We start from the raw sequence: 22726 nt of genomic DNA, 5'->3' as shown, positions 1-22726 counted from the left end.
TTTAGCCAATTTTTTAGAGGAAAATTCAGATGAATGGCCCAATTTTAAGCCTTGACCGCACTGATTTAAAAATTTTGGATATTCTTCAAACAGATGGGCGAATTTCTAATAGTAAATTGGCGGAACTTGTTAACTTGTCTCCAACAGCAGTGATGGCCCGAGTTCAAAAATTAACGAAAGATGAATTCATCTTAGGATATGAAGCTAAATTAAATCCGGTTAAGTTAAACGCAAATTTTTTGGTGTTCGTAGAAGTGTTACTAGATAAAACCACACCTAATGTTTTAGATGAGTTTATTGATGCTGTGGTTCACTATCCAGAAATTGTTGAATGTCATATGGTGAGCGGTGGCTTTGATTTTTTAATTAAATTACGAAGTGGCAGCATGGAAGAGTTTAGACGAATTGCAGGGCAGGTACTGTGGCAATTACCAGGGGTAAAAGAGACTCGTAGTTATCCAGTTATGCAAGTTGTAAAAGATACTTCAAAAATTAAAATCAAAACTAAAAATAAATAAAGGGGCCGAAGCCCCTTTATTTATTTCAATAACTTATACACTTTCTTTGTAGAGTTCATCTGCTTTTTCAAAGCGGCCAGTTACTGTTGTATTTGGCGCTTTAGTTAAAAGACTCACTACAATGATGCTGATAAATGCAAGGATAAAGCCTGGGATAATTTCGTAAACACCAGTGTCTGCGAAAAGATTTTTCCAGCCAATGACTACAACTGCACCAACGATCATACCCGCTAAAGCACCTTGTAAATTCATACGTTTCCAGAACAATGACAAGATGATAAGCGGACCGAATGCAGCACCGAAGCCAGCCCATGCATAGGCAACAAGACCAAGAACTTTACTGTCTGGATTACCAGCAAGAACAATCGCAAGAAGAGCAATCGCAAGAACCATGAGTCGTCCAACCCATACAAGCTCTTTTTGAGATGCATTCTTACGAATAAAGCCTTTGTACAAATCTTCTGTTAGTGCACTTGAACATACCAAAAGTTGGCAGCTCAATGTACTCATCACAGCAGCTAAAATCGCAGCCAGAATGATACCTACAATCCATGGATTGAATAAGATTTTAGTCAATTCCATAAATACAGTTTCAGGATTTTTACTTACAACTGCTGCTAATTCAGGGTGTTGTTGGAAGTAAGCAATACCGAAGAAACCAGCACCTACAGCGCCGATTAGGCATAAAATCATCCAAGTCATACCAATGCGACGAGCAGCAGGAATTGATTTTACAGAGTCAGCTGCCATGAAGCGCACAAGAATATGTGGCTGGCCAAAGTAACCTAAGCCCCATGCCATGGAGGAGAGAACCGCCACAACACTCAAATCGGAAATGATGTTAAACGCATGTGGGCGAGCAGTTTCAATGAGTGTCACAAACTGCGTTGTATCGCCAATCGCAAGGTAAGTCACAATTGGAGTAAGCAAGAGTGCAAAAATCATTAAGCCAGCTTGGAACGTATCGGTCCAGCTAATTGCTAAGAATCCACCAATACAAACATAACTGATGGTCGCAATTGCGCTAAGCCAGATTGCAGCTGTATACGACATGCCGAATAAATTTTCAAATAGACGGGCGCCTGCTACCATGCCTGAAGCACAGTAAATTGCAAAGAAAACCAAGATGATAACGGCAGAGAAAATACGAAGTACTTTTTTCTGATCGTCAAAACGGCTTGTAAAATAATCTGGCAAAGTCAGTGCATTATTTTGAATTTCAGTATGAACGCGTAATCGACCAGCAACCAGTAGCCAGTTAAGCCAAGCACCGATAATGAGACCAATTGCAATCCACGCTTCAGATAAACCAGAAAGATAAATTGCGCCTGGTAAACCCATGAGCAGCCAACCACTCATGTCTGATGCGCCTGCGGATAATGCAGTTACGAAACTGCCTAAACTACGACCACCGAGAATATAATCTGAGAAGTCGCTTGTAGCACGGTAGGCAAATAAGCCAATAAGTACCATTGCTACGATGTACACCATAAACATGATGAGGGTGGGATCAAAATAACTCATAATGGATGTGTGTCCTTATATCCATAATCCGTGATTGTAACCTAATCCAGGTCGCTGTTTTCTTGTACGGCATCCAAGAGGTTGAGATTCAACCACAAAAGATTTTTTTTGCACTGTTATTTTTATATTGTACTTTTGTATCATTGTGTAACTTAAAATAAATTGATTTTATAGATATAAAATTATAATATTAATCATTAACTTATAATTTTTTAATATTTATTTTTTAAATTTTTTCTGCAAAAAAACGCCATTCTGAAAAAAACTAAATTCATGTAGGGTTATAAATAGGTTATTGGTCAAAAAAAATTTATAGAAATTTAAAATAAAGTTAAAAAAAATCGACAATTTTTTGTTCAATTAATAATTTTTTTTATGTACGTTGGGCTTATTTAGTGTCTAAAAATAGCAATTAGCCGATTAAATTTTCAAAAAGTTTATGCATTCCTTGGGTCGCTGACATTTTTAATAATTCATATTGATGAGGAACACGCAGATGATCCGCATTTGGATCTATATAGTAGGCTTTACATTGATCTGAAATTTCATGTACTAAAGCCGCAACAGGATATACGCTTAATGTCGAGCCGATCACAATAAAAATATCTGCACTCTGTACTAATTGAATTGCTTCTTCATAGGCAGGTACAGCTTCACCGAACCAGACTACATGTGGACGCAGCGGATAGCCATCTGGGCAAAAGTCTTGTTCTAAATCTAGCTTCCAGCCATTAATATCGTAAAACCGAGTTGTAAATTGAGCATTCGGGCCAGAGCTTTTCGCTAAACGAATATTTCCATGCAAATGTAAAACTTTGGAACTTCCAGCCCGTTCATGTAAATCATCAATATTTTGAGTAATCACTTGTACGTCAAAGTAGTCTTGTAGTTTGGCAATATATTGATGAGCTTCGTTAGGTTCAGCCTCTAAAATATTTTTACGTCGCTCATTATAAAAGCGTTGAACTAAGGCTGGATCCCTTTGCCATGCTTCAGGTGTGGCAACTTGTTGGATGTCGTAATTTTCCCATAGACCATTACTGTCACGAAAAGTGCTAATTCCACTTTCAGCACTCATGCCAGCGCCAGAGAATACAACAAGCTTTGTCATAGAAGTCACCGATTCGTAAAACTAAATTTGAATAGATTTTGAATAGATAAAGAAAAAACCAGTTTAAGACTAAACTGGTTTTTATTAAATATGAAAAGCTATAGCTATCTTTTATAAGCCAGCTTCATATTCTGCATTTGTTAAAAGTTTTTCAACATCTGCAATATTGTCTGGTTTGATTTTATAAATCCAGCCTTTTCCATATGGATCGTCATTTACAAAATCAGGATCATCTTCAAGGTCAGTATTTACTTCTACTACAGTGCCTGAAACAGGAGCATGGATGTCAGAAGCAGTTTTTACTGATTCAACCACACCAGCTTGTTCGCCAGCAGTAACTTTACTCCCAACTTCCGGAGTTTCAACGTAAACCAAATCGCCGAGTTCATCTTGTGCATGATCGGTAATCCCTGTAATAACAAGATCACCCTCAATCTTTACCCACTCATGTGTACGTGCATACTTCAGTTCAGAAGGATGATTCATGGTAACTCCTTAAGCTTGTGTCCAATAGTTTTAAACATTATAAGTATGGGTCTTTACGCCAGTTGCTCGGACTGCGACCACTCCAGCGTTTAAAAGCGCGGCTAAAATTTGCAACGTCCGAATAGCCAAGTTCATCAGCAATTTGTTCAAGACTGTAATCTGTACGTGAAAGTAAAGATGTTGCATGTCGATAACGTACTTCATCAACCAATGTGGAAAATGAAGTTCCTTCAGCCGCTAATTGGCGCTTTAGTGTGCGGTCTGACATGTGTAGACATTCAGCTACATTTTCAATGCTTAAATAATGTTGTTCAGAATTACTTAAAATATCACGAACTCGCATTGCTAAGCGACGGCGCTCACCTAAAGCGGACAGTTCGGCTTCGCACTGATTAATTGCAACCTGACTTGCGATAGGATCAGCATTAACTAATTTAATTCCTAAGTATTTTTTATCAAAACTTGAAATCAAATGAGGCTGGTTGAAGCGAATTGTGCTGCTTAGTTTATTTCTATACTTTTCAAAGCCTTCTGGTTCAGGAAAGTCCAAATCTACATCACCAGCTAAATCTTCGATACCCGTAATCGCTTTGGCCATACTCATAATACCAATGGTCAAACCTAAAACGATTTCTGTTCTTAGAGGCTCTAGTTCGATGTCACACTGTAATTGTAGGGTAGCTTTTGGCCCAAACGTTGAAAAATAGAGTTGTAAAAAAGGTAGACGTAGTTGAATAAAGCGTGCTGCAAGAGCAATTGCTTCTGTAATATCTTTGGCTGTCATAATTGCATAGCCAATGAAGCCATGAATCGAAATACGCATTTGAGTACCAAGGTGGTAACCCAACGTAGTTTCACCAGTTAAATTAAGCGCGTGTTTAACCAGTTCGTTTGCTACAGGTGTAGAAATACGATAATCAGGATCGGCCAGTTGCTCACTAGTAAGATGAAATGGAGCAAATAATGTTTCATCGTTATATCCCCAACGTGAAACAACATCTAATAGCAATAAGCCATAGACACCCGGAATACCTTGATCTTGACGAGCTGAGGTAATTTTCATATGCGTTCCATTGCTCTCATCAATTTGTCACATGCATTTCTTACACATCTTGTCATGAAATATAATCTGAGTTTATAAAAACTGTTAGACAATCATATTAACCATGTTTTAAACATTCTTTTTAAAGACAACAATTTTTGTTGTTGAAATAAGTAATACGTCGCCATTTTGATTTAAGGCTTGCGTAACGTAACTTACAATACCACGATCTAATTTTGTTTTGGATGGTGTGATTGCTGAAATTTCTGCTTCCACATGAACTTTATCACCTGGTCGAGTAGGGCGTGGCCACCGTAAGCTAGACTCTGAACCAATTAGGCCGCCATGAATCGGCATACACTCCGTCCATAACCGCATAGTAATTGCAGAAGTATGCCAACCGCTAGCAGCAATTCCTTGAAAAATTGGATCGTGCTTAGCTTGTTCTTCATCTATATGGAAGGGTTGAGGGTCATAGGAGCTTGCGAATTTTTTGATTTCATCTAAGGTAATTTCATATTCACGGCTAATGAAACGATCACCAATTTTCAAATCTTCTAAATAAAGCATTAATCTTGACCCTGTAATACTTTTTGTTCAATTAGGAAACCGCCTGTTTGACGTTTCCATAACTGTGCGTATATACCATTTTGCGCAATTAACTCTTCATGAGTTCCTTGCTCAGCAATTCGACCTTCATCAAGAACGATTAAACGGTCCATTTGTGCAATAGTAGATAAACGGTGTGCAATTGCAATAACGGTTTTATCAACCATCAGGTCATTTAAACTTGACTGGATTGCTGCTTCAACTTCTGAGTCTAATGCACTAGTTGCTTCATCTAAAATAAGAATAGGAGCATCTTTTAAGAATACACGTGCAATGGCAATACGCTGTCTTTGACCGCCAGAAAGCTTAACACCACGTTCACCTACTTGAGCGTTATAACCACTACGTCCTTTTAAATCAACTAATTGCGGAATAAATTCAGCAGCTTTGGCTTTATTTACAGCATTCTCCATATCTGCATCAGATGCATCAGGGCGACCATATTTAATATTTTCTGCAACTGAGCGATGTAATAAAGATGTATCTTGAGTAACTAAAGCAATATTAGCTCTTAAACTATCTTGAGTTACATCTTCGATGTTTTGGCCATCAATTAAAATGGCACCTTGCTTAAGATGGTAAAAATGTAAAAGCAACTGAATCAGTGTCGACTTTCCTGCGCCAGAACGGCCCACAATTCCTATTTTTTCACCTGCTTTAATATGCAAGTTGAAGTGATCAATCACATTTTTATTGTTATAAGCAAAGCTTACATCTTTAAATACAATCTCACCTTTGGTGACTTTAAGTGGTTTCGCATCTGGTTTGTCTTGAATATTGATTTTTTTACCTAATGTTTGCATACCATCTTGAATGGTTCCAACATTTTCAAATAAGGCTGACATATGCCACATCATAAATTCAGCCATACTATTAAGTTTTAAAATCATTGCAGTAGTTGCTGCGATTACACCTAATGCTGCTAAACCTTGGGTCCATAGCCAAACAGAAGTACCAATTACACCTACAAACAAAACAGCAGACAACATATTGATGCTGACTTCAAAGAGGGTGCCTAAACGCATTTGAGCATAGACTGTAGTCATAAACTCTTTCATAGATGCTTTTGCGTATTGGCTTTCGCGCCCAGCATGGGCAAATAGTTTTACTGTTTGGATATTGGTGTATGCATCTGTTACGCGGCCCGTCATGATCGCTCTAGCATCGGCTTGTTGTTGAGAAACTTTACTTAAGCGGGGGATGAAGAACCATGCACTTAATAAGAAAAGACTTAACCAAACTAAAAGTGGAATAAGTAAAATTGGTGAAATTGCGCCAAGAACAATGCTGACCGTAATGAAGTAAATGCTGACGTAGGCCAACATGTCACCCAAAATAATCCAGAACTCACGGATTGCTAGTGCTGTTTGCATAACTTTGGCAGAAAGTCGTCCTGCAAAGTCATTATGGAAAAAGTCCAAGCTTTGTTTCAATAAAAGATTATGGAAGCGCCAGCGCAAACGCATTGGGAAGGTACTATATAAAATTTGATGTTTGATAATAGATTGAATATTTACAAAAAAGATGTTGGTAAATAAGACTGCAATCAAAATTAGTAAATCAGTAGCATGCTGACTTAAAAAGCTTTCTGGATGACTTTTACTTAACCAGTCTACGAGTTGTCCAATCTTTGAAAAAAGTAAGGCTTCAAAGCTTGCAGCACCTGCTGTAAAAAGAATAAGTAAGAATAAGTAAGGGCGTAGGCCTTCCGTAGCTTGCCAAACAAATGGGAAAAAACGAGTTGGTAAAGGTTCATCTAAACCTTTAGTTGGGTAGGGGTCTACAAGTTTTTCAAACCACTTCAGCATGAATTACTACCTTTGAGACAAAAGCCACTTAATTAAATCTTTGCAATTTAATTTGCAAAAAGTCAGTTAGATCAATATCACTTAGGGTTTCGATCTTGTGAATATATGCAAATACACATGAACTGATAATGTTGTACGTCTTAAATTAATATATGACGCAAAAAAGGAGACTTGAAGAAACCTTCAAGAACGTCGCGAGGACTAAAAGTATTATTCATTATATCGAGATTAATAGATAAAGGGTGAAGGAATTTATTCTTTAAGTATTTTTTCTTAGTATTTTGAACATTTGTTAAATTATTACAGCTACACATATTAGAAAAGGCCTTTAGATTTGGGTCATAAAGGCCTAAGTATTGTATTACCACATTAGGTCGTCTGGAATAACATATGCTGCATATGGATCTTCCTCATCAGTGGCTTGTTCGTTTTTCTCAGCATTATTAATCAAAATGAAGCCTTGCATTTTTTGATCAATTTTTTCACCTAAAGCTTTTGGAAGATAGGCGTATTGATCTTGATCTTTAGCAATAACTAGGCTACCTGCAACAAGTGCATTATAAACTTGCTGAGATAGATACACTTTTTTGATTTTATTTTCATCAATAAACTGATAAGCCACATCACCAGCAAAATCAGTAATTTTATGTTGTTTAATCATCTGAATGATTGACGCTTTAAGTGCTTTTTCTTCAAGCTGTTTCTGTTTTTCTAAATTTAAAGCCTGATCTTTAGCTAACTTTTCTTGTTGAGCTTTTTCAATATTTGCTTTGATTTCAGCTTCATTGCTTAGCCCAAGACGTTGTTCGTGATGAGCTTGCTTTGTTAATTTTTTTGCTTTTTTATTATCAACTAAACCAGCTTTTAATAGCTGTGCTTGTAAGGCATTTTTAACCATGTCTTAGTCCTTGTGTGAAGTTGAAGTACTATAGAGATAAACTATCCAGTAAGAAATACTTAAGGCTAAGCTTAGAATTGCTGGCAATAAAAATGATTGTAGTTTCAAATATGGATGTACTGAAGCGGCAAGAATTCCACCCAGCAGGAAGCCAGCAAGAATAAGTAAATGTAAAACAATACGTCGATTTTCTACAATTAAGCCTCTGGCTTTATATCCAAGTGCTAAACCAATATCAGTCAGCACGCCAGATAGATGGGTAGTTCGAATGATGGTTCCTTTGTAGTGGCTTACCATCGCGTTTTGTAAACCCATTGCCGTACAAGCCCATAATAATCCATAGCGTGGAAAATAAGGAAGCAATAGCCAGCAAAGGAAAATGAATAAGGCAACAAGGCTCAAAGGTAAGCCATAACGACGACCTAGTCGAAAATGACTGCTACCTAAAATAAAACCACTATAAAATGAACCACAAACATAACAAATAATCACCAGAAGTAAAAAAATGATATGTTCTGGTTGCCACTCTACCAAACTCATAGCCAGCATACTAACGTTGCCAGTCATATGTGAAATAGATTGATGTAAAAGAGTAATTAACCCTAATACATTAATCATTCCGGCATTAAATGCCAGCAAAAAGGCTCCAAGTTGGAACCAGTTTGGTAGACGTTGAAATGGCATTTTCTTAAGACGCTTGCTTAGAGCGAATATCTACAGCTGCGGTAAATAATACATCTGTAGATGAGTTAAGGGCTGTTTCTGTAGAGTCTTGCAATACACTGATAATCATACCAACCGCTACAACTTGCATAGCAATCTCTGTTGAAATACCAAATAGACTACAAGCTACCGGAATCAGAAGTAAAGAACCACCTGCCACACCAGAAGCACCACATGCCGAAACTGCAGCAACAATTGATAGGATAAGCATTGTTGCAAAATCAACATGAATACCAAGTGTGTGTACAGTTGCTAGGGTGAGAACAGTAATTGTCACTGCTGCACCAGCCATATTTACAGTTGCACCTAATGGAATAGATACACTAGCTGTCGATGGATTAACACCTAAACGTTCAGCCAAATCCAGGTTAACTGGAATGTTTGCCGCTGAGCTTCGTGTAAAGAAAGCGGTGATCCCACTTTCTTTTAAACACTTAAAAACTAACGGGTATGGATTGCTGCGGATAGTTAAACCCACCAAAATTGGGTTCACTACGAGAGCAACAAATAACATTGTTCCTATTAATACCATTAATAAGCGTGCATAGCTCTCAAGCGTTGCAAGTCCGGCATCAGCAAATGTTACGGCAACTAGACCAAAAATACCGACTGGCGCAAAAGCAATTACTTTATGAATAATAGTACTTACAGCATGCGAAACATCTTGCATTACTTGTTTAGTAGTATCTGAACTATGGCGCATAGCTAAACCTAAACCAATCGCCCAAGCCAAGATACCAATAAAATTAGCTTCACTAATTGCTTGAACAGGGTTTGCAATAAAGCTTAATAGCAAGTTTTTTAATATATCTGCGAGACTACCAGGCGCTTGTAAATTATTATGAGAAACCGTGTTGAGATAAAGAGTGCTTGGGAAAGATAAACTTGCAATAACAGCACTAAAAGCGGCTAGTAACATACCTATAACGTACAGTAATACGACTGGGCGTAAATTTGCACTATGGCCTACTTGGAAGTTGGCAATAGAAGAAAGCACCAATACAAAAACTAAAATAGGAGCAACCGATTTTAAGGCTTTAATGAAAAGCTCACCAAATAAACTTAAGTAAGGCGTAACGTTCGGAAATAGTAATGCAACGCCTATCCCTAGAATAATGGCGATAATAATCTTAGTGACTAAGCTTAATCGAGAAAAGAATGCAAGCATATAAAGGCCTTATTAACCTAATCATGGCTAAAGGTTGAACAAGCCGAGTATTTTATACTTAAGTGATGTGAATCTTAAGCTTTTTTATAACAACTATAAGTTTTTATAATTATTGGTAATATTAAAATATTGTTTTTGTTTTAATTAATTTAAAATTTTGATTTTTAGGATTAGTGATTTTGTCTGTTAATTGCACAATAAAGAAACTCGTTATATTGAAAAGATGAGAAAGTACCGTAAAGAGTAAATAGGAATAGACGGATGAAAGATTAAATATAATTGAAAACTGGGAAAAGCTACGCGAATTTTCAAAACTCTGTGCTTCGACTAAACTCTAGGCTTTCAAGCTGAAAAATCGCATATTTCAGGAAATTACTACTATTATTATAATTTAAAAATATTATTTACTTACACAGTACAACTGATGAAGTGTATTTAAAATTGAATGCATATTGTCATCCTTAATAGAGTAAAAAATTTGCTTACCATCACGACGAGTTGATACTACATCACTTTTACGTAGCATCATGAGCTGTTGTGAAAGAGTAGGTTGGGTAATTTGGGTCTTCTCTTCAATTTGGGAAACATTTAACTCCTCATAAGCTAAATGACATAAAATTAATAAACGATCTGTATTAGCCAAAGATTTGAGAATTCCAACGACTGAGTCAGCCGCATTTTTCATTTCTTCAATTTGGAGTCCATCTTTCATACTTTATACCTATATCAATATAGCGGGCATAGTATAGATTGATCTTAAGGAAATGAATGTAGCAAAACTAATCAATCCAATTGTTTTTGTTGAAAAGCAATATAAGGTGAACTGATAAATAGATACTATTTCTAATTGAAAACAACCGTTTGTATTTCTTTTGTGTCCAAAGTGTTGCATTGTGTTATAAGTGTAATTGTTAAGTATAGGTGAATTTAAATTAATCCAGAAAGTTTCCAGACTACTTCTAACAAATAGCTAAATCTAATTTATCTTCAAGCAATTTATAAAAAAAGATTGAGTTTTTATTTTTTAAATATATAATCTGTTTTGTACAGACAGGTCTGTATATTTTGGTTTGGTAAGGTCGAAAAAAACGTCTAATTGTGAACCAAAATGACTTTCAGACGCAGCGTGATACATAAGAAGAATCATTAAATATAAGAAGAAGAATATCACGCTTTATTTTTTACGCAGCTCGTTCGAAATCGATTAGTTTTTCTACTCGAGTCCAGTAATCATTAATTTTTATTGAACCATGTTCGACTTGAGCTTGTATGGTCATGCCTTCCAAAATATTAACGAGTAGTAAAGATAGGGGAACTGGCTCTTTTACATCATATTGATTGAGAAGATTTTGCATGAGTTGGGTCAACCAAGCTTTATACAAAGTGGCAGGTTGATGTGTTGAAGGATATTGTTTTAAAACCTCTTCCAAGGCTTTTTGAAACATACAGCCATTAAAATCTTCGCTATTGAACCAGTCGGAATACCATAAAAATACTGCTTTAATTCTGGCAAGAGGGTCTAACTCATCATGTTTTGATAAGGCAGAAGTAAGAGAATTTTGTAGAAGCGTATTTCGAAGAAGTAGACATTCTTCAATTAATTTTTCTTTTGATGGAAAATGCTTATAGAAAGTCATTTTTGCAACGCCAGATTCATTAATGATGCGATCTACACCTATAGAATTATAGCTATACGAGTTAAACAGTCTTAATGCGGTGTTAATAATGTCATCTTTTTTCGACATACTTTAGCCTCTCACAAATGAATTGCTATTAGCTTGAACGGTGATCTTTATCAATGAGAATCTAGATAATTTAATTTTACAAGGTATTGTTTGTTATTGATAGAAAAAAGATATTATTTTTTTAAACGCTGAAGTTTTACTTTTAAAGGAAAGGTAAAGGGTTCTAGGCTATATATTTAAATAATTACACTTCTTTTTCAAAATTTTTTAACTTCAATATTTTTGCCATTGGTTGCTTTAATATTTAAAAAGGGAAATAAATCAACCCAAAAACAAATTTATTTTTGAGTTTGTCGGCCAATTTAAAAGTGGACTTCCCGTTGCTTTGAAAAGTCCACTTTTATTAAAGTTTCTTACTCTGAAGGAGGCAAAAGCATCAGAATAGATTCATTGAGTAAGTAAGCAACATTCTCAAGGATTTCAGGCTCATTAAATTCGCTATCGAAAGCTAGGCTTTCTCCATCTGCAATAGCTTTTAATTTTGGTGCGAAAGTTTCAGCTATACATAGCGCTTCGCCATTTCCCCAGAAGCTCAGAATTCCGTTATTTTCTGTATAAAGTAGGCGAGAGGCAGGTTCTAATAGAACTTCATAGCCTTCATGTAAGATCTCTTGAAGATCATCGGCTTCGATCTCGTCAGGTTCTGGGATATTATCTGGATATTTAGGTTCGCTCATATATGACATGATTGCGGCATCAAGTGCTGCAGAATCTTGCAACTGAGCTAAAACTAGGTCTTTTAGATAACTTAGTTCAGTTGAGTTAATTTCACCAATTTGACTCATTTGTTTGCGTGCGATATCTACAACAGGATTTTGAAGTAAAGTATTAGCTGAAAATTGATCGCTAATACGTTCCATCATTCCTGCAACGTTTGGCATGCGAAAGCCAAATGAGAATGTTAAGCAGTCATCTTCGGCAACCCCATAATGGGCCATTCCAGGTGGAACATAGAGTAAATCACCTGGTGCTAAAACCTCATCAAATTGCACATCTATTTCTGGCAAAAGTTTTAATGGTTGATTGGGTACAAATGCAGTATTTACATCGCACATTTGACCTAGCTGCCAGCGACGATGACCATGACCCTGAACTAAAAACACATCATAGAAATCGAAATGTTTCCCAACTGAACCACCCTTAGGCGCATAAGACACCATAATATCGTCGCGGCGCCATTGAGGAATAAAAGGAAATTTTTTCCAAAGTTCAGAAAGATCAAAAGAGTAGTGATCTACTGCCTGTACTAAAATTGACCATAATTTTGGTAACTTTTGAAAGTCGCCTTTGGTTAAAGGTGAAGACTTTACGTGCCATTCATTTGGATTTTTATCTTTTTGGCGAATCAGTCTGGCACTTGCATGTTCTTCCAAGGCAAGTTCTTGCACATCTTGGGGTTGTAAAAGACCTATAATCTCTGGCAATCCGTTACGCACCAGTAAAGGTTTTTTCTGCCAATACTCTGCTAAAAATTGCTCGGCAGTAATACCGCCTAAAACTGCTAAAGATTCTGTCATGGAAATAACCTATTTATAAAATATCTAGAATTAAGGAATTTGTAGATCAAGTTGCCTTAAAATATGGCAAAGTTGAATCATAGGAAGACCCATAAGTGTGGTCTGATCTTGGCCTCTCATTTTTTCAAACAAGCTAATTCCTAAACTTTCACACTTAAAGCTACCTGCGCAATGTAGTGGCTGATCTAATAAAACGTATCGTTCAATTTCAGTTTGATTCAGGTTTCGAAATTTAACTTGATAATGTTCAACGAGCGTTTGTTCAAAGTTTCTATCGAGCCATTGCACGCTAAGCGCTGTACTAAAAAAAACAGTTCGACCAGAATTATCTGCTAGTTGTGCTTTAGCATTTTCAATAGTCATCGGTTTGCCAATAAAGTCATGCGGAGCGTGTTCTCGCCAAGCAACTTGATCTGAACCAATAACGATGGCTGATGGGTTCTGTTCAGCAATCACCTGAGCTTTTGTGAAAGCGAGCCTTTTTGCAAGTTCATCGGCATGGGTTTCATCGCGAGGACTTTCATCAATATCGGGACTAATACAAATATAATTAATTCCAAGACGGTCCATTAAGCCTTTGCGAGTTTGACTACTCGAAGCCAAAATAATTTGTGGCTGAACCATTACACTGCAAATTCCATTAATACATCTAAAGGTACATAGCTTAATACAGCTTGATGACATGCATGTATTTTAATAGGAGGTGCTTCACCCGCTTGATAAGCCTCTACCCAGCGAGTTACGCAGATACACCAGAAATCACCTGGTTTCAGACCAGGGAAACCTACTTCTGGCAAAGGAGTAATAAGATCATTACCAATTTTCTGAGAGAAATTTAAGAAATCAGAGGTCATTTGTGCACATACGGTGTGCTGACCAAGGTCTGTTACTGCTGTGTGGCAGAAACCATTTCTAAAATAGCCTGTAATAGGGTCAAAGCAACAACTTGCTAAAGGTTCACCTAAAACATTTAAGCGATTGATTTGTGGATCTGGATGAATAGACATAATGGGTGAAATATCAAATAACTACCTCTATCATAATCAAAACTGGGGCTTTCTACAGCTTTTATGCAAAAAAACTAACCTTTTTTGATGTAATCATTTAAAATTGGCGCGTTTTTAAAATCATAAAGAGAGCTTTACATGAATTTTCAGCGTATGACTGACCTTAACTTAACAGGCAAACGTGTCCTTATTCGTGAAGATTTAAACGTTCCTGTCAAAAATGGTGTGATTACTAGCGATGCTCGCTTACGCGCAGCATTACCAACTATTAAAGCTGCTTTAGATAAAGGCGCAGCAGTGATGGTATGTTCACATCTAGGTCGTCCTGTTGAAGGTGAACCAAAGCCAGAACAATCACTTGCACCAGTCGCTGCTTATTTAACAGAAGTATTGGGCCAAGAAGTTAAATTATTAACAGATTATCTAGAAGGCGTTGAAGTTGAAGCTGGTCAAGTTGTATTGCTTGAAAATGTACGCTTTAACCATGGCGAAAAGAAAAATAATCCAGAGCTCGCTCAAAAATATGCTGCACTATGTGACGTATTTGTTATGGATGCATTTGGTACTGCTCATCGTGCAGAAGCATCTACTGAAGGTGTAGCTCGTTTCGCTCCAGTTGCTGCTGCTGGTCCTTTGTTGGCTGCTGAGTTAGATGCACTAGGCCGTGCAATGCAAACTCCTGAAAAACCAATGGTTGCAATTGTTGCTGGTTCTAAAGTTTCAACTAAACTCGATGTTTTAAACTCACTTTCTAGTATCTGTGATCAACTGATCGTTGGTGGCGGTATTGCAAATACATTCTTGGCAGCTGCTGGTTTTAACGTTGGTAAATCATTATATGAAGCTGACTTGGTTGAAACTGCTAAACAAATTGCTGCTAAAGTAAGTGTTCCACTTCCTACAGATGTTGTAGTTGCTGATGCATCGCAAATTAATTTTGAAGATTTCTTAGGTTCTTTAGCAGCAGCTCAAGCTGTAGTGAAGAAAGTAGAAGATGTGACTGCGAATGACATGATTTTAGACGTTGGTCCGGAAACTGCTAAAGCATTTGCTGATATTTTAACAACATCAAAAACGATTCTTTGGAACGGTCCAGTTGGCGTATTTGAAGTAGATCAATTTGGAGAGGGTACCAAAGCTCTTTCTCTTGCTGTTGCTCAGTCTGAAGGTTTCTCAATCGCTGGTGGTGGAGATACATTGGCTGCGATTGATAAATATAACGTCGCTGATCAAATTGGTTATATTTCTACAGGTGGTGGCGCATTCCTTGAGTTTGTTGAAGGAAAAACATTGCCAGCAGTTGCTGTTTTGCTTGAACGTGCTTAATACTGTTATATAGAAATAAGAAGGGATTGGGTAACCAATCCCTTTTTCATTGATAAGTCATGAAACTGTCATATATTTGCAATAAAATGTCGAGTATTAAATCACCAACTGTGGAAAATAGTGATGAATTTAAAGCTTACACTTGCTGCTGTATTAATTGTGCCGATGATGTTAACTGCTTGTGCTAAAAAAGATGAAGCATCTCAAGCGAGCCAAGAATCAGCTGCATCTACTGCTGTTTCTGAAAAAGTAACGCCTGAGCAACAAGCAGCAATTGATGCGATTGATAAGCCAGTTCTAGATGAAAAGAATACAGATGTGGTTGAAGGTAGTACCCCAAGTGAGGCTGCTGCTTCAGAAACACATTAATTTGTTGTTTTTTGTTAAAAAATCCCTGCAAATGCAGGGATTTTTTTTGAAATACTGTGATTTGTTGCTGAATTGAAATAAATGACAGGGTAGAATAAGCCGCACTACCTGGGAGGATATTATGGCACTCATTTCAATGCGCCAGCTCTTGGATCACGCTGCTGAACATAACTACGGCGTACCAGCATTTAACGTAAATAACTTAGAACAAATGCGTGCAATTATGCTTGCCGCGGATGCAACCAATTCACCTGTAATTGTTCAAGCATCAGCTGGAGCTCGCAAATATGCAGGCGCTCCATTCTTACGCCATCTTATTTTGGCTGCAATTGAAGAATGGCCACATATTCCAGTGGTAATGCATCAAGACCATGGAACAAGCCCTGATATCTGTCAGCGTTCAATTCAGCTTGGCTTTAGCTCAGTGATGATGGACGGTTCATTAGGTACAGATGGTAAAACACCTACTTCTTACGAATACAATGTTGATGTAACTCGTAATGTTGTTGCTTTAGCACATGCATGTGGTGTTTCTGTCGAAGGTGAGATTGGCTGTTTAGGTAGCCTTGAAACTGGTATGGCTGGCGAAGAAGACGGTGTTGGTGCTGAAGGTGTCCTTGATCACTCACAACTTCTTACTTCTGTTGAAGAAGCAACTCAGTTTGTTGCCGATACTAATGTAGATGCATTGGCGATTGCTGTAGGTACTTCACATGGTGCTTACAAATTCACTCGTCCACCTACAGGCGATATCTTGGCGATTGACCGTATTAAAGAAATTCATGCGGCGTTACCAAATACTCATCTTGTTATGCATGGCTCAAGTTCTGTGCCGCAAGAGTGGTTGAAAGTAATCAATGAGTTTGGCGGTGATATTAAAGAGACTTATGGTGTACCTGTTGAACAGCTTGTAGAAGCAATCAAACATGGTGTACGTAAGATTAATATCGATACAGACTTGCGTTTAGCATCTACTGGTGCAATTCGTCAGTTTATGGCTGAAAACCCATCTGAGTTCGATCCACGTAAATACTTTGCTAAAACTGTAGATTCAATGAAGCAAATTTGTATTGATCGTTATGAAGCGTTTGGTACAGCTGGTAATGCTGACAAGATCCGTCCAATTTCTTTAGAGAAAATGGTTGATCGTTATAAATAATTCCCGCTAGGGTTTAATTTATAGAAACCGGTTATTTATATAACCGGTTTTTTATTATGTAAATTTCATTCATAAAAAAACCTGTGATAAACACAGGTTTTGATAAAGACAAAAAGACTTACTTTTGTAAGTTCTTTTTGTCTAGACTTGGATCTTTAATTTCTACATATGCATTTGCACGCACTTCACGCAACCAGCTATCAATCTCGGTGTTAAATTGGCGTTCACCTAAAATTTGACGTGCCATACGTTCTTGATATTCGTGTGTCATATCTTTTTCACGTTTCTCAGTCACTTGTAAGATATGCCAGCCGAATTGAGTTTGGAAAGGTTCGCTGATTTCACCTACGGGAATTTCCTGCATTTTTTTGTCAAATTCAGGCACCATCATTCCCGGGGTTACCCAACCTAGACTTCCGCCATCACGCGCTGAACCTGTGTCGTTGGAATAAGTCGCTGCAAGTGTTGCAAAATCTGCACCAGCTTTTAAGCGTTTATAGATGTTATCAATAATTTGCTTGGCATTCTCAAGAGTAACTACTTCAGATGGCTGAATGAGAATGTGGCGAGTTTGAAATTGAGGTACTAAAGCTTTTTGCTCATTTTGTTTGCGTTCAAGAAGCTTTAAAACATGTACACCATCACGTACTGAAACTAAGTCAGTCGTTTGACCATCTTGTAATGGTGTAATACGAGCCGCAAGTTCAGCAGGAATATCAGACAGTGGGCGGAAACCCATGTCAGCACCTTCAACTTTTACATTTGCAGTTGAAAGTTTTTTCAAAGCATTTATATCATTACTTTGTGCAAGCTTTGAACGTACTTCTTGAGCTACAGATTGAACTTCCTGTGCATTGTCACCAGAAATGCGCATATGAATTACATGTGCTTGATTACCTAACGCAGCTTGTCCCTGAGGTGATTTTAAGAAGTTTTCTACATCTTGATCACTAATTTTAATACGAGACATCACTTGTTGTTGGCGCAAACGGCTAATCGCTAAATCTTCAGCGATTCGATTGCGCAAACTTTCATAAGTTCCCGGAGCCATAGCATCTAATTTTTGCTGGAAAGCTTCTAAACTTTTAGAGCCAGATTGACTTGCTACTTTAAGTACAGCTTCATTTAAGCTCTTTTCATCAGGTTTAATGCCATATTTTTTAACTTGTTCAAGTTGAGCTTGACGCAAAATTAACTGATCCAATACCTGAAACTGTAAGTATTGCTGAGGTGGCACTTCTTTCTTTTGAGCTTGCAGTTCATGAGCTGCTTCAGCCATACCTTGTTGAAGATCGCTTTTTAAAATTACGCTATTGTCCACAATTGCCACAACTTCATCAGCGGGTTGGGCAAAACTATGCATTGATGAAGAGATTAGGGCAGCAAGTGTAGTTGCTTTAAAAAACTGTTTAAGATGCTTTGTCTTCATTAACGTTGTGTCCAAGATTGATTAATTTTGTTAAAACCTAAAACGCGATTTTCAAGTAAAGACGCGAGTTTATTGTTTAAACCACCTAAACCTTTTAGTGTAATTTCAGCCATGATCGCGCGCTTTTCACTAACATCTGGAGATTTTGGATCGTCTAGATCGTTATAGTATGAACGACCATAGACAGAAATACCCCAGCAACATGACTCATAGTTAACTCCTAGCAAGAGTTCACGGGCAACATCATTGTCCATGTCATATTGTACGTGGCCCATAATACGCCAACTGTCTTTAATTGGTTGTATGAACGATGCAACAACTTGGTCATAAGTATCTTGACGACCGGTAATTTCTTTACGATAGAAATAGCCTAAGTTATATAGATTTCCTTTATCACCGGTATAGTAAAGTTGGAAGTCACGTTGAGCATTGTCACCATTTGACATCCAAGCTGAGTTAGCAGCGATGGTGAAGTTCTGATTAAGCTGGCTTGATAGGCTCACAACAGGACCTGTGTTGCGTTCAGTATCAATTTCATCTTGTTGTCGTTGTAAGGTGACACGACGATCTTCGAAATAGTAACTTTGGCCTACGCTTGCACGTAAACGCTCTAAACCTACTGTGTCAAAAAGACTATAACTTACACCTAATGATAAAAAGTTGTTGTCTTCAAGGCGGTCATGACCATAAAAACGGTAAGGGTTAAATAATTGATCATAACTTACTGACGCAGTGGTTGAGTCAAAGTTAGGGTAACCATCTTGATTTTTGTATGGCGCATATGCGTAGAAAGCACGTGGTGTAAGTGTTTGTAAATACTTACCATCACGTTCAAAGTTTAGCCCAGTGTCTAAAGTAAACTGAGGTACAACGACTGATTTATTTTCGGAACCACCATCTAGATTTTGAGATGCGATACTGTCTTTATCATAAAACGTTTGAATAGAACGTACAGAGACTTCAGGAATCACAAAAGCTGCTGGTGTACGGTAATTATAACGCGTTGCGAACTGGTTATAAATACGTGTACCACTACTTTCTTGAGCAGAATCATCATTAATTGATTTCTTAAAGTAAGCAGTGTCGTTATTAAATTCGTATTGTAGTCCTAGTGGATTACCTGTGACGTAATTTAATAAGAATTGTGGTAAACGCGCGTATGGTTTATCTGCATCTGCAACTTCAGGATCAAGTGTCTGGAAATCTTCGACCTTAAGCTGTGCTTTTAAACCCGGAATACCATGTTGATAGTTAAGTTCCCAAGCTCTACGTAAGTTAAGATCTGTTTTAGAGTTAGGACTGCTATCTAGGTCAGAGAAATAATCTTTATCTGATGCATAGTTATATTCGAGGTTAGTAGACCATTGATCGTTGATATCCCAATTATGTAAAAAATGGAAATCTTTACGATCTTTGTCATCATAACCTTTGTCAGATGGCAAGATGCCACCCCACATTTCCCCAGCACCAAAGCCATCGGTTAAATATCTAAACTCGCCTTTTAGCATTGCACCGCGGTCTGCTAAATATCGCGGAGTAAGTGTCAAATCATAGTTAGGTGCAAGATTTAAATAAACTGGAACAGAAAGCTCAACACCACCATCGTTTGAGAAGCCAAATTGTGGGTTAAGAATACCTGTAGTACGGCGGTCGTCAATCGGGAAGTTAAAATAGGGAACAGCTAGAACAGGAACGTCCTTAACATATAATTTTGTTCCACGAGTTACGCCGCGCCCAGTTTCCTGATTTAACTCAATTTTATTGGCTTGGATTTTCCAACCAGGTTTTTGGCCTGGGGGACAAGTGGTATAGGTTGCATCATTAAGAACCATAACATTTGGTGAGGTTCTTTCGATTTTTCCTGCATGACCATGGGCATGTTGCTGTTCAGAAATATAAAAACTATTGTCTAAATTCCCGGTTTGGGTTTTTAGGTTGTAATTAATTTCATCACTCTGTGAAAGTAACCCGCCTTGAGCTAACTGAACTCGACCTTGTGCATGTGCAAAGGTTTGGGTCTTATCAATCGTTACTTTGTCAGCACGAACTGTGCGTCCTTCCTGATCAATAACGACATCACCTTCTAAAACAGAATCACCCGCTGGGTTGTAATGTCCGTAGTTAGCAGTAACGACAGAAGTTGCTTTGTCGGCATCTAAAGCTTTGGTCTCAGGGTTAATCGGTGTAACCCATGTGCCTTGGCAAAATGCCGAGCTTAAATATTTATTGTCACGAAGCTGGGCTTCAGGTGCAGATTTATCAACATAATATTGCTGAAAGAATTCTTGACCTGGGTAAGCTTCCTTAATGCTCGCTTTAAGTTGATTATTGTCTATATTGGAGACAACATCAGTTGACTCAGCATAACTTGATTGTATGGAGCCACATAAGAGCGTAAAAATAGCTGTCGCTAAAGGATTAAATTTAAACTGATGCTTCATTGTCTCATTAACCAAGTATGCTAATTCACAATTAATTATTGTCGCATCATAGAGAAAAAGTTTATAAGTGGCTACACTTAACCCTTCAAAAATCTCAGCTTGTTTTAGATTTTATTGCAAATGAATACACAACGTGAACAATTGATATATACATGGCTTACATCTGTTCTTGAAAATGATCAATTTAAGATCGCTTTTTTAGCAGGTGATGCAAGCTTCCGCCGTTATGCGCGTATCGAGTTACAAAATAAAACGTATATGCTCATGGATGCCCCTCCAGAAAAAGAAGACTGTGTTCCATTTGTGACCATTGACGAGTTTTTTGCGAGCCATGGCGTACGCGTGCCTCAGATCGTCGCGAAAGATCTGGCTCAAGGTTTTCTATTGTTAGAGGACTTTGGTGATGTGCTTTTGTCAACATTATTAACTAATGAAACTGTTGATAAATACTACGAACAAAGTTTTAAACAACTTATTCATTTGCAGTCTATTGACGGGACTAATCAGTTCCCGGTTTATTCTTACGAAAAATTAATATCGGAAATGCAGCTACTCACAGACTGGATGTTGCCGTCGCTTTCTATTCAGCCGACTGCTGAACAGAAAAAAACGATTGATAATGCATTTGATTTCTTGGCTCATGCTGCATTAGCCCAACCGCAAGTTATTGTACATCGAGATTTTCATAGTCGAAATTTGATGAAAATTAGTGATGAGCAAGAGTTGGGGGTAATCGACTTCCAAGATGCCGTTATTGGTGCTGATACATATGACCTAATTTCGATTACTCGTGATGCATATGTTCAATGGAGCGCTGATCGTGTTTATCAATGGTTTAAAGTGTTTTATGACCTGTTGCCAGCGTCGACTAAACAAAACCGTAGCTTTGATCAATTTAAACGTGATGCAGATTTAATGGCGATTCAACGCCATATTAAAATTCTAGGCATTTTTGTTCGCTTGTTTGAACGCGATGGTAAGTCAGGTTATTTGAAGGATTTACCACGTGTCATGTGGTATTTGCTCGAAGAAAGTCGTGGTTACGCTGAGCTTGAAGAGTTTATGGCATTTATAAATAATATCGTGATGCCTAAATTTATCGAGAAATATGGTAGCTATGAGGTAGCAGCATAATGAAAGCAATGATTCTTGCTGCTGGCTTGGGCAATCGTATGCGACCACTTACGCTATATACACCAAAACCTTTGCTCGAGGTGGGTGGTAAACCCCTTATTGTGTGGCATATTGAAAAACTTAAGAAAATTGGTGTGACTGAAATAGTCATCAATTCTGCATGGTTGGCCGATAAGCTCATCGGTAGCTTAGGGGATGGTTCCCAATTTGGTGTTGATATCCGTTGGACACGAGAGGAAGAAGGTCTGGAAACAGCCGGCGGAATTATTAATGCTTTGCCACTGCTTGGAACAGAGCCTTTCATTCTGGTGAATGGAGATGTATGGACCACAATGGATTTTGAAAGTCTGCGCCATATTAAGCTAAATGATGATTTAGCACATCTTGTGTTGGTTGATAATCCTAAGCAGCATCCTGAAGGTGACTTTACATTATTGGATGGGCGCGCTTTTACATTCGATCAAGATGTGACGGGCGAAAACCTCACTTTTAGTGGTCTATCTGTTATTCATCCTAAACTTTTTGACGGATTGGAAGCGGGTAAGCGTCCTTTAGCCCCACTATTGAAGCAAGCGATGCACAATCAAAAAATATCTGCTGAAAAGCTTAAAGGTGCATGGGTAGATGTGGGAACGCCTGAGCGTTTAATGGAGCTGGATTTGCAAATTCGTGAAGGCTTCTACGATTAAGTGTGTAATCCCTAATCGTTAAC

At 37.8% G+C, this 22726-nt stretch carries 22 protein-coding genes; 6 read left to right on the top strand and 16 right to left on the bottom strand.

What is annotated here, in order from left to right:
- The first annotated feature begins 29 nt into the window (after positions 1-29).
- Complete coding sequence (locus MKX14_RS05660) at positions 30-518, top strand: Lrp/AsnC ligand binding domain-containing protein (RefSeq protein ID WP_004792785.1); 489 nt, start codon at positions 30-32, stop codon at positions 516-518.
- A gap of 33 nt (positions 519-551) precedes the next feature.
- Here MKX14_RS05660 and putP read toward each other — a convergent pair whose 3' ends face one another.
- From putP to MKX14_RS05590, 14 genes are all read right to left on the bottom strand, one after another.
- Positions 552-2042, bottom strand: coding sequence for a sodium/proline symporter PutP (gene putP / locus MKX14_RS05655; RefSeq protein ID WP_108010357.1), 1491 nt, complete (start codon positions 2040-2042; stop codon positions 552-554).
- 412 nt (positions 2043-2454) lie between these two features.
- A complete protein-coding gene (gene npdA, locus MKX14_RS05650; protein ID WP_240281975.1) occupies positions 2455-3162 on the bottom strand; it encodes an SIR2 family NAD-dependent protein deacylase in 708 nt (235 codons plus the stop codon).
- Positions 3163-3264: 102 nt separating this feature from the next.
- Positions 3265-3639: a glycine cleavage system protein GcvH gene (gene gcvH / locus MKX14_RS05645; RefSeq protein ID WP_005069578.1), complete on the bottom strand. Its 375-nt coding sequence runs from the start codon at positions 3637-3639 to the stop codon at positions 3265-3267.
- A gap of 37 nt (positions 3640-3676) precedes the next feature.
- The gene (appY, locus tag MKX14_RS05640; RefSeq protein ID WP_002121430.1) at positions 3677-4702 is read right to left on the bottom strand and encodes an AraC family transcriptional regulator; all 1026 of its coding nucleotides are present in this window, start codon (positions 4700-4702) and stop codon (positions 3677-3679) included.
- A 108-nt stretch (positions 4703-4810) separates the two neighbouring features.
- Positions 4811-5251 (bottom strand): MaoC family dehydratase, encoded by a 441-nt coding sequence (locus MKX14_RS05635; RefSeq protein ID WP_240281974.1) that lies wholly within the window; start codon positions 5249-5251, stop codon positions 4811-4813.
- Positions 5251-7098 carry an ABC transporter ATP-binding protein gene (locus tag MKX14_RS05630; protein WP_240281973.1) on the bottom strand — a complete coding sequence of 616 codons (1848 nt, stop codon included), beginning with the start codon at positions 7096-7098 and terminating at the stop codon, positions 5251-5253. The genes MKX14_RS05635 and MKX14_RS05630 overlap by 1 nt, the downstream gene beginning before the upstream one ends.
- Before the next feature lie 361 nt (positions 7099-7459).
- Positions 7460-7996 carry a DUF2058 domain-containing protein gene (gene yaiL, locus MKX14_RS05625; RefSeq protein ID WP_002121466.1) on the bottom strand — a complete coding sequence of 179 codons (537 nt, stop codon included), beginning with the start codon at positions 7994-7996 and terminating at the stop codon, positions 7460-7462.
- Positions 7997-7999: 3 nt separating this feature from the next.
- On the bottom strand, positions 8000-8680 hold the full coding sequence (locus tag MKX14_RS05620) for a YoaK family protein (RefSeq protein ID WP_033849841.1): 681 nt from the start codon (positions 8678-8680) through the stop codon (positions 8000-8002).
- Between the two features lie 4 nt (positions 8681-8684).
- Positions 8685-9887 (bottom strand): serine/threonine transporter SstT, encoded by a 1203-nt coding sequence (sstT, locus tag MKX14_RS05615; RefSeq protein WP_046811515.1) that lies wholly within the window; start codon positions 9885-9887, stop codon positions 8685-8687.
- A 400-nt stretch (positions 9888-10287) separates the two neighbouring features.
- A complete protein-coding gene (gene arsR, locus MKX14_RS05610; RefSeq protein WP_046811514.1) occupies positions 10288-10599 on the bottom strand; it encodes an ArsR/SmtB family transcription factor in 312 nt (103 codons plus the stop codon).
- 469 nt (positions 10600-11068) lie between these two features.
- Complete coding sequence (locus MKX14_RS05605; RefSeq protein WP_002121343.1) at positions 11069-11632, bottom strand: TetR/AcrR family transcriptional regulator; 564 nt, start codon at positions 11630-11632, stop codon at positions 11069-11071.
- A 353-nt stretch (positions 11633-11985) separates the two neighbouring features.
- Entirely contained in the window at positions 11986-13149 is a 1164-nt protein-coding gene (locus MKX14_RS05600) for a cupin domain-containing protein (RefSeq protein WP_046811513.1), read from the bottom strand.
- 30 nt (positions 13150-13179) lie between these two features.
- The gene (maf, locus tag MKX14_RS05595; protein ID WP_046811512.1) at positions 13180-13773 is read right to left on the bottom strand and encodes a Maf family protein; all 594 of its coding nucleotides are present in this window, start codon (positions 13771-13773) and stop codon (positions 13180-13182) included.
- Positions 13773-14156 carry a DUF2237 family protein gene (locus tag MKX14_RS05590; protein WP_002121396.1) on the bottom strand — a complete coding sequence of 128 codons (384 nt, stop codon included), beginning with the start codon at positions 14154-14156 and terminating at the stop codon, positions 13773-13775. The genes maf and MKX14_RS05590 overlap by 1 nt, the downstream gene beginning before the upstream one ends.
- Before the next feature lie 138 nt (positions 14157-14294).
- Between MKX14_RS05590 and pgk the strand changes: the two genes are divergently transcribed.
- From pgk to fba, 3 genes are all read left to right on the top strand, one after another.
- Positions 14295-15482, top strand: a complete 1188-nt coding sequence (gene pgk / locus MKX14_RS05585) for a phosphoglycerate kinase (RefSeq protein WP_057070728.1) — start codon at positions 14295-14297, stop codon at positions 15480-15482.
- 123 nt (positions 15483-15605) lie between these two features.
- Positions 15606-15851 carry a hypothetical protein gene (locus MKX14_RS05580; RefSeq protein WP_046811510.1) on the top strand — a complete coding sequence of 82 codons (246 nt, stop codon included), beginning with the start codon at positions 15606-15608 and terminating at the stop codon, positions 15849-15851.
- 121 nt (positions 15852-15972) lie between these two features.
- Positions 15973-17010 (top strand): class II fructose-bisphosphate aldolase, encoded by a 1038-nt coding sequence (gene fba / locus MKX14_RS05575; RefSeq protein ID WP_016145083.1) that lies wholly within the window; start codon positions 15973-15975, stop codon positions 17008-17010.
- A 118-nt stretch (positions 17011-17128) separates the two neighbouring features.
- Here the strand turns inward: fba and surA are convergent, their stop codons facing one another.
- The gene (surA, locus tag MKX14_RS05570) at positions 17129-18439 is read right to left on the bottom strand and encodes a peptidylprolyl isomerase (protein WP_086264554.1); all 1311 of its coding nucleotides are present in this window, start codon (positions 18437-18439) and stop codon (positions 17129-17131) included.
- Complete coding sequence (gene ostA, locus MKX14_RS05565) at positions 18439-20880, bottom strand: LPS-assembly protein LptD (protein ID WP_240281972.1); 2442 nt, start codon at positions 20878-20880, stop codon at positions 18439-18441. Before ostA ends, surA begins: the two co-directional genes overlap by 1 nt.
- Before the next feature lie 120 nt (positions 20881-21000).
- On the opposite strand from ostA, the gene MKX14_RS05560 reads away from it, so the two are divergent.
- Both MKX14_RS05560 and murU read left to right on the top strand, forming a co-directional pair.
- Positions 21001-22014, top strand: coding sequence for an aminoglycoside phosphotransferase family protein (locus MKX14_RS05560; RefSeq protein WP_046811507.1), 1014 nt, complete (start codon positions 21001-21003; stop codon positions 22012-22014).
- Entirely contained in the window at positions 22014-22703 is a 690-nt protein-coding gene (gene murU, locus MKX14_RS05555) for an N-acetylmuramate alpha-1-phosphate uridylyltransferase MurU (RefSeq protein ID WP_046811506.1), read from the top strand. Before MKX14_RS05560 ends, murU begins: the two co-directional genes overlap by 1 nt.
- Positions 22704-22726: the final 23 nt, after the last annotated feature.

This window comes from Acinetobacter pittii (assembly GCF_022449185.1).
GTDB classification, from domain to species: Bacteria; Pseudomonadota; Gammaproteobacteria; order Pseudomonadales; family Moraxellaceae; genus Acinetobacter; species Acinetobacter pittii_I.
Note: the sequence above shows the minus strand (reverse complement) of the source record. Positions and strands in the feature narration are given on the sequence as shown.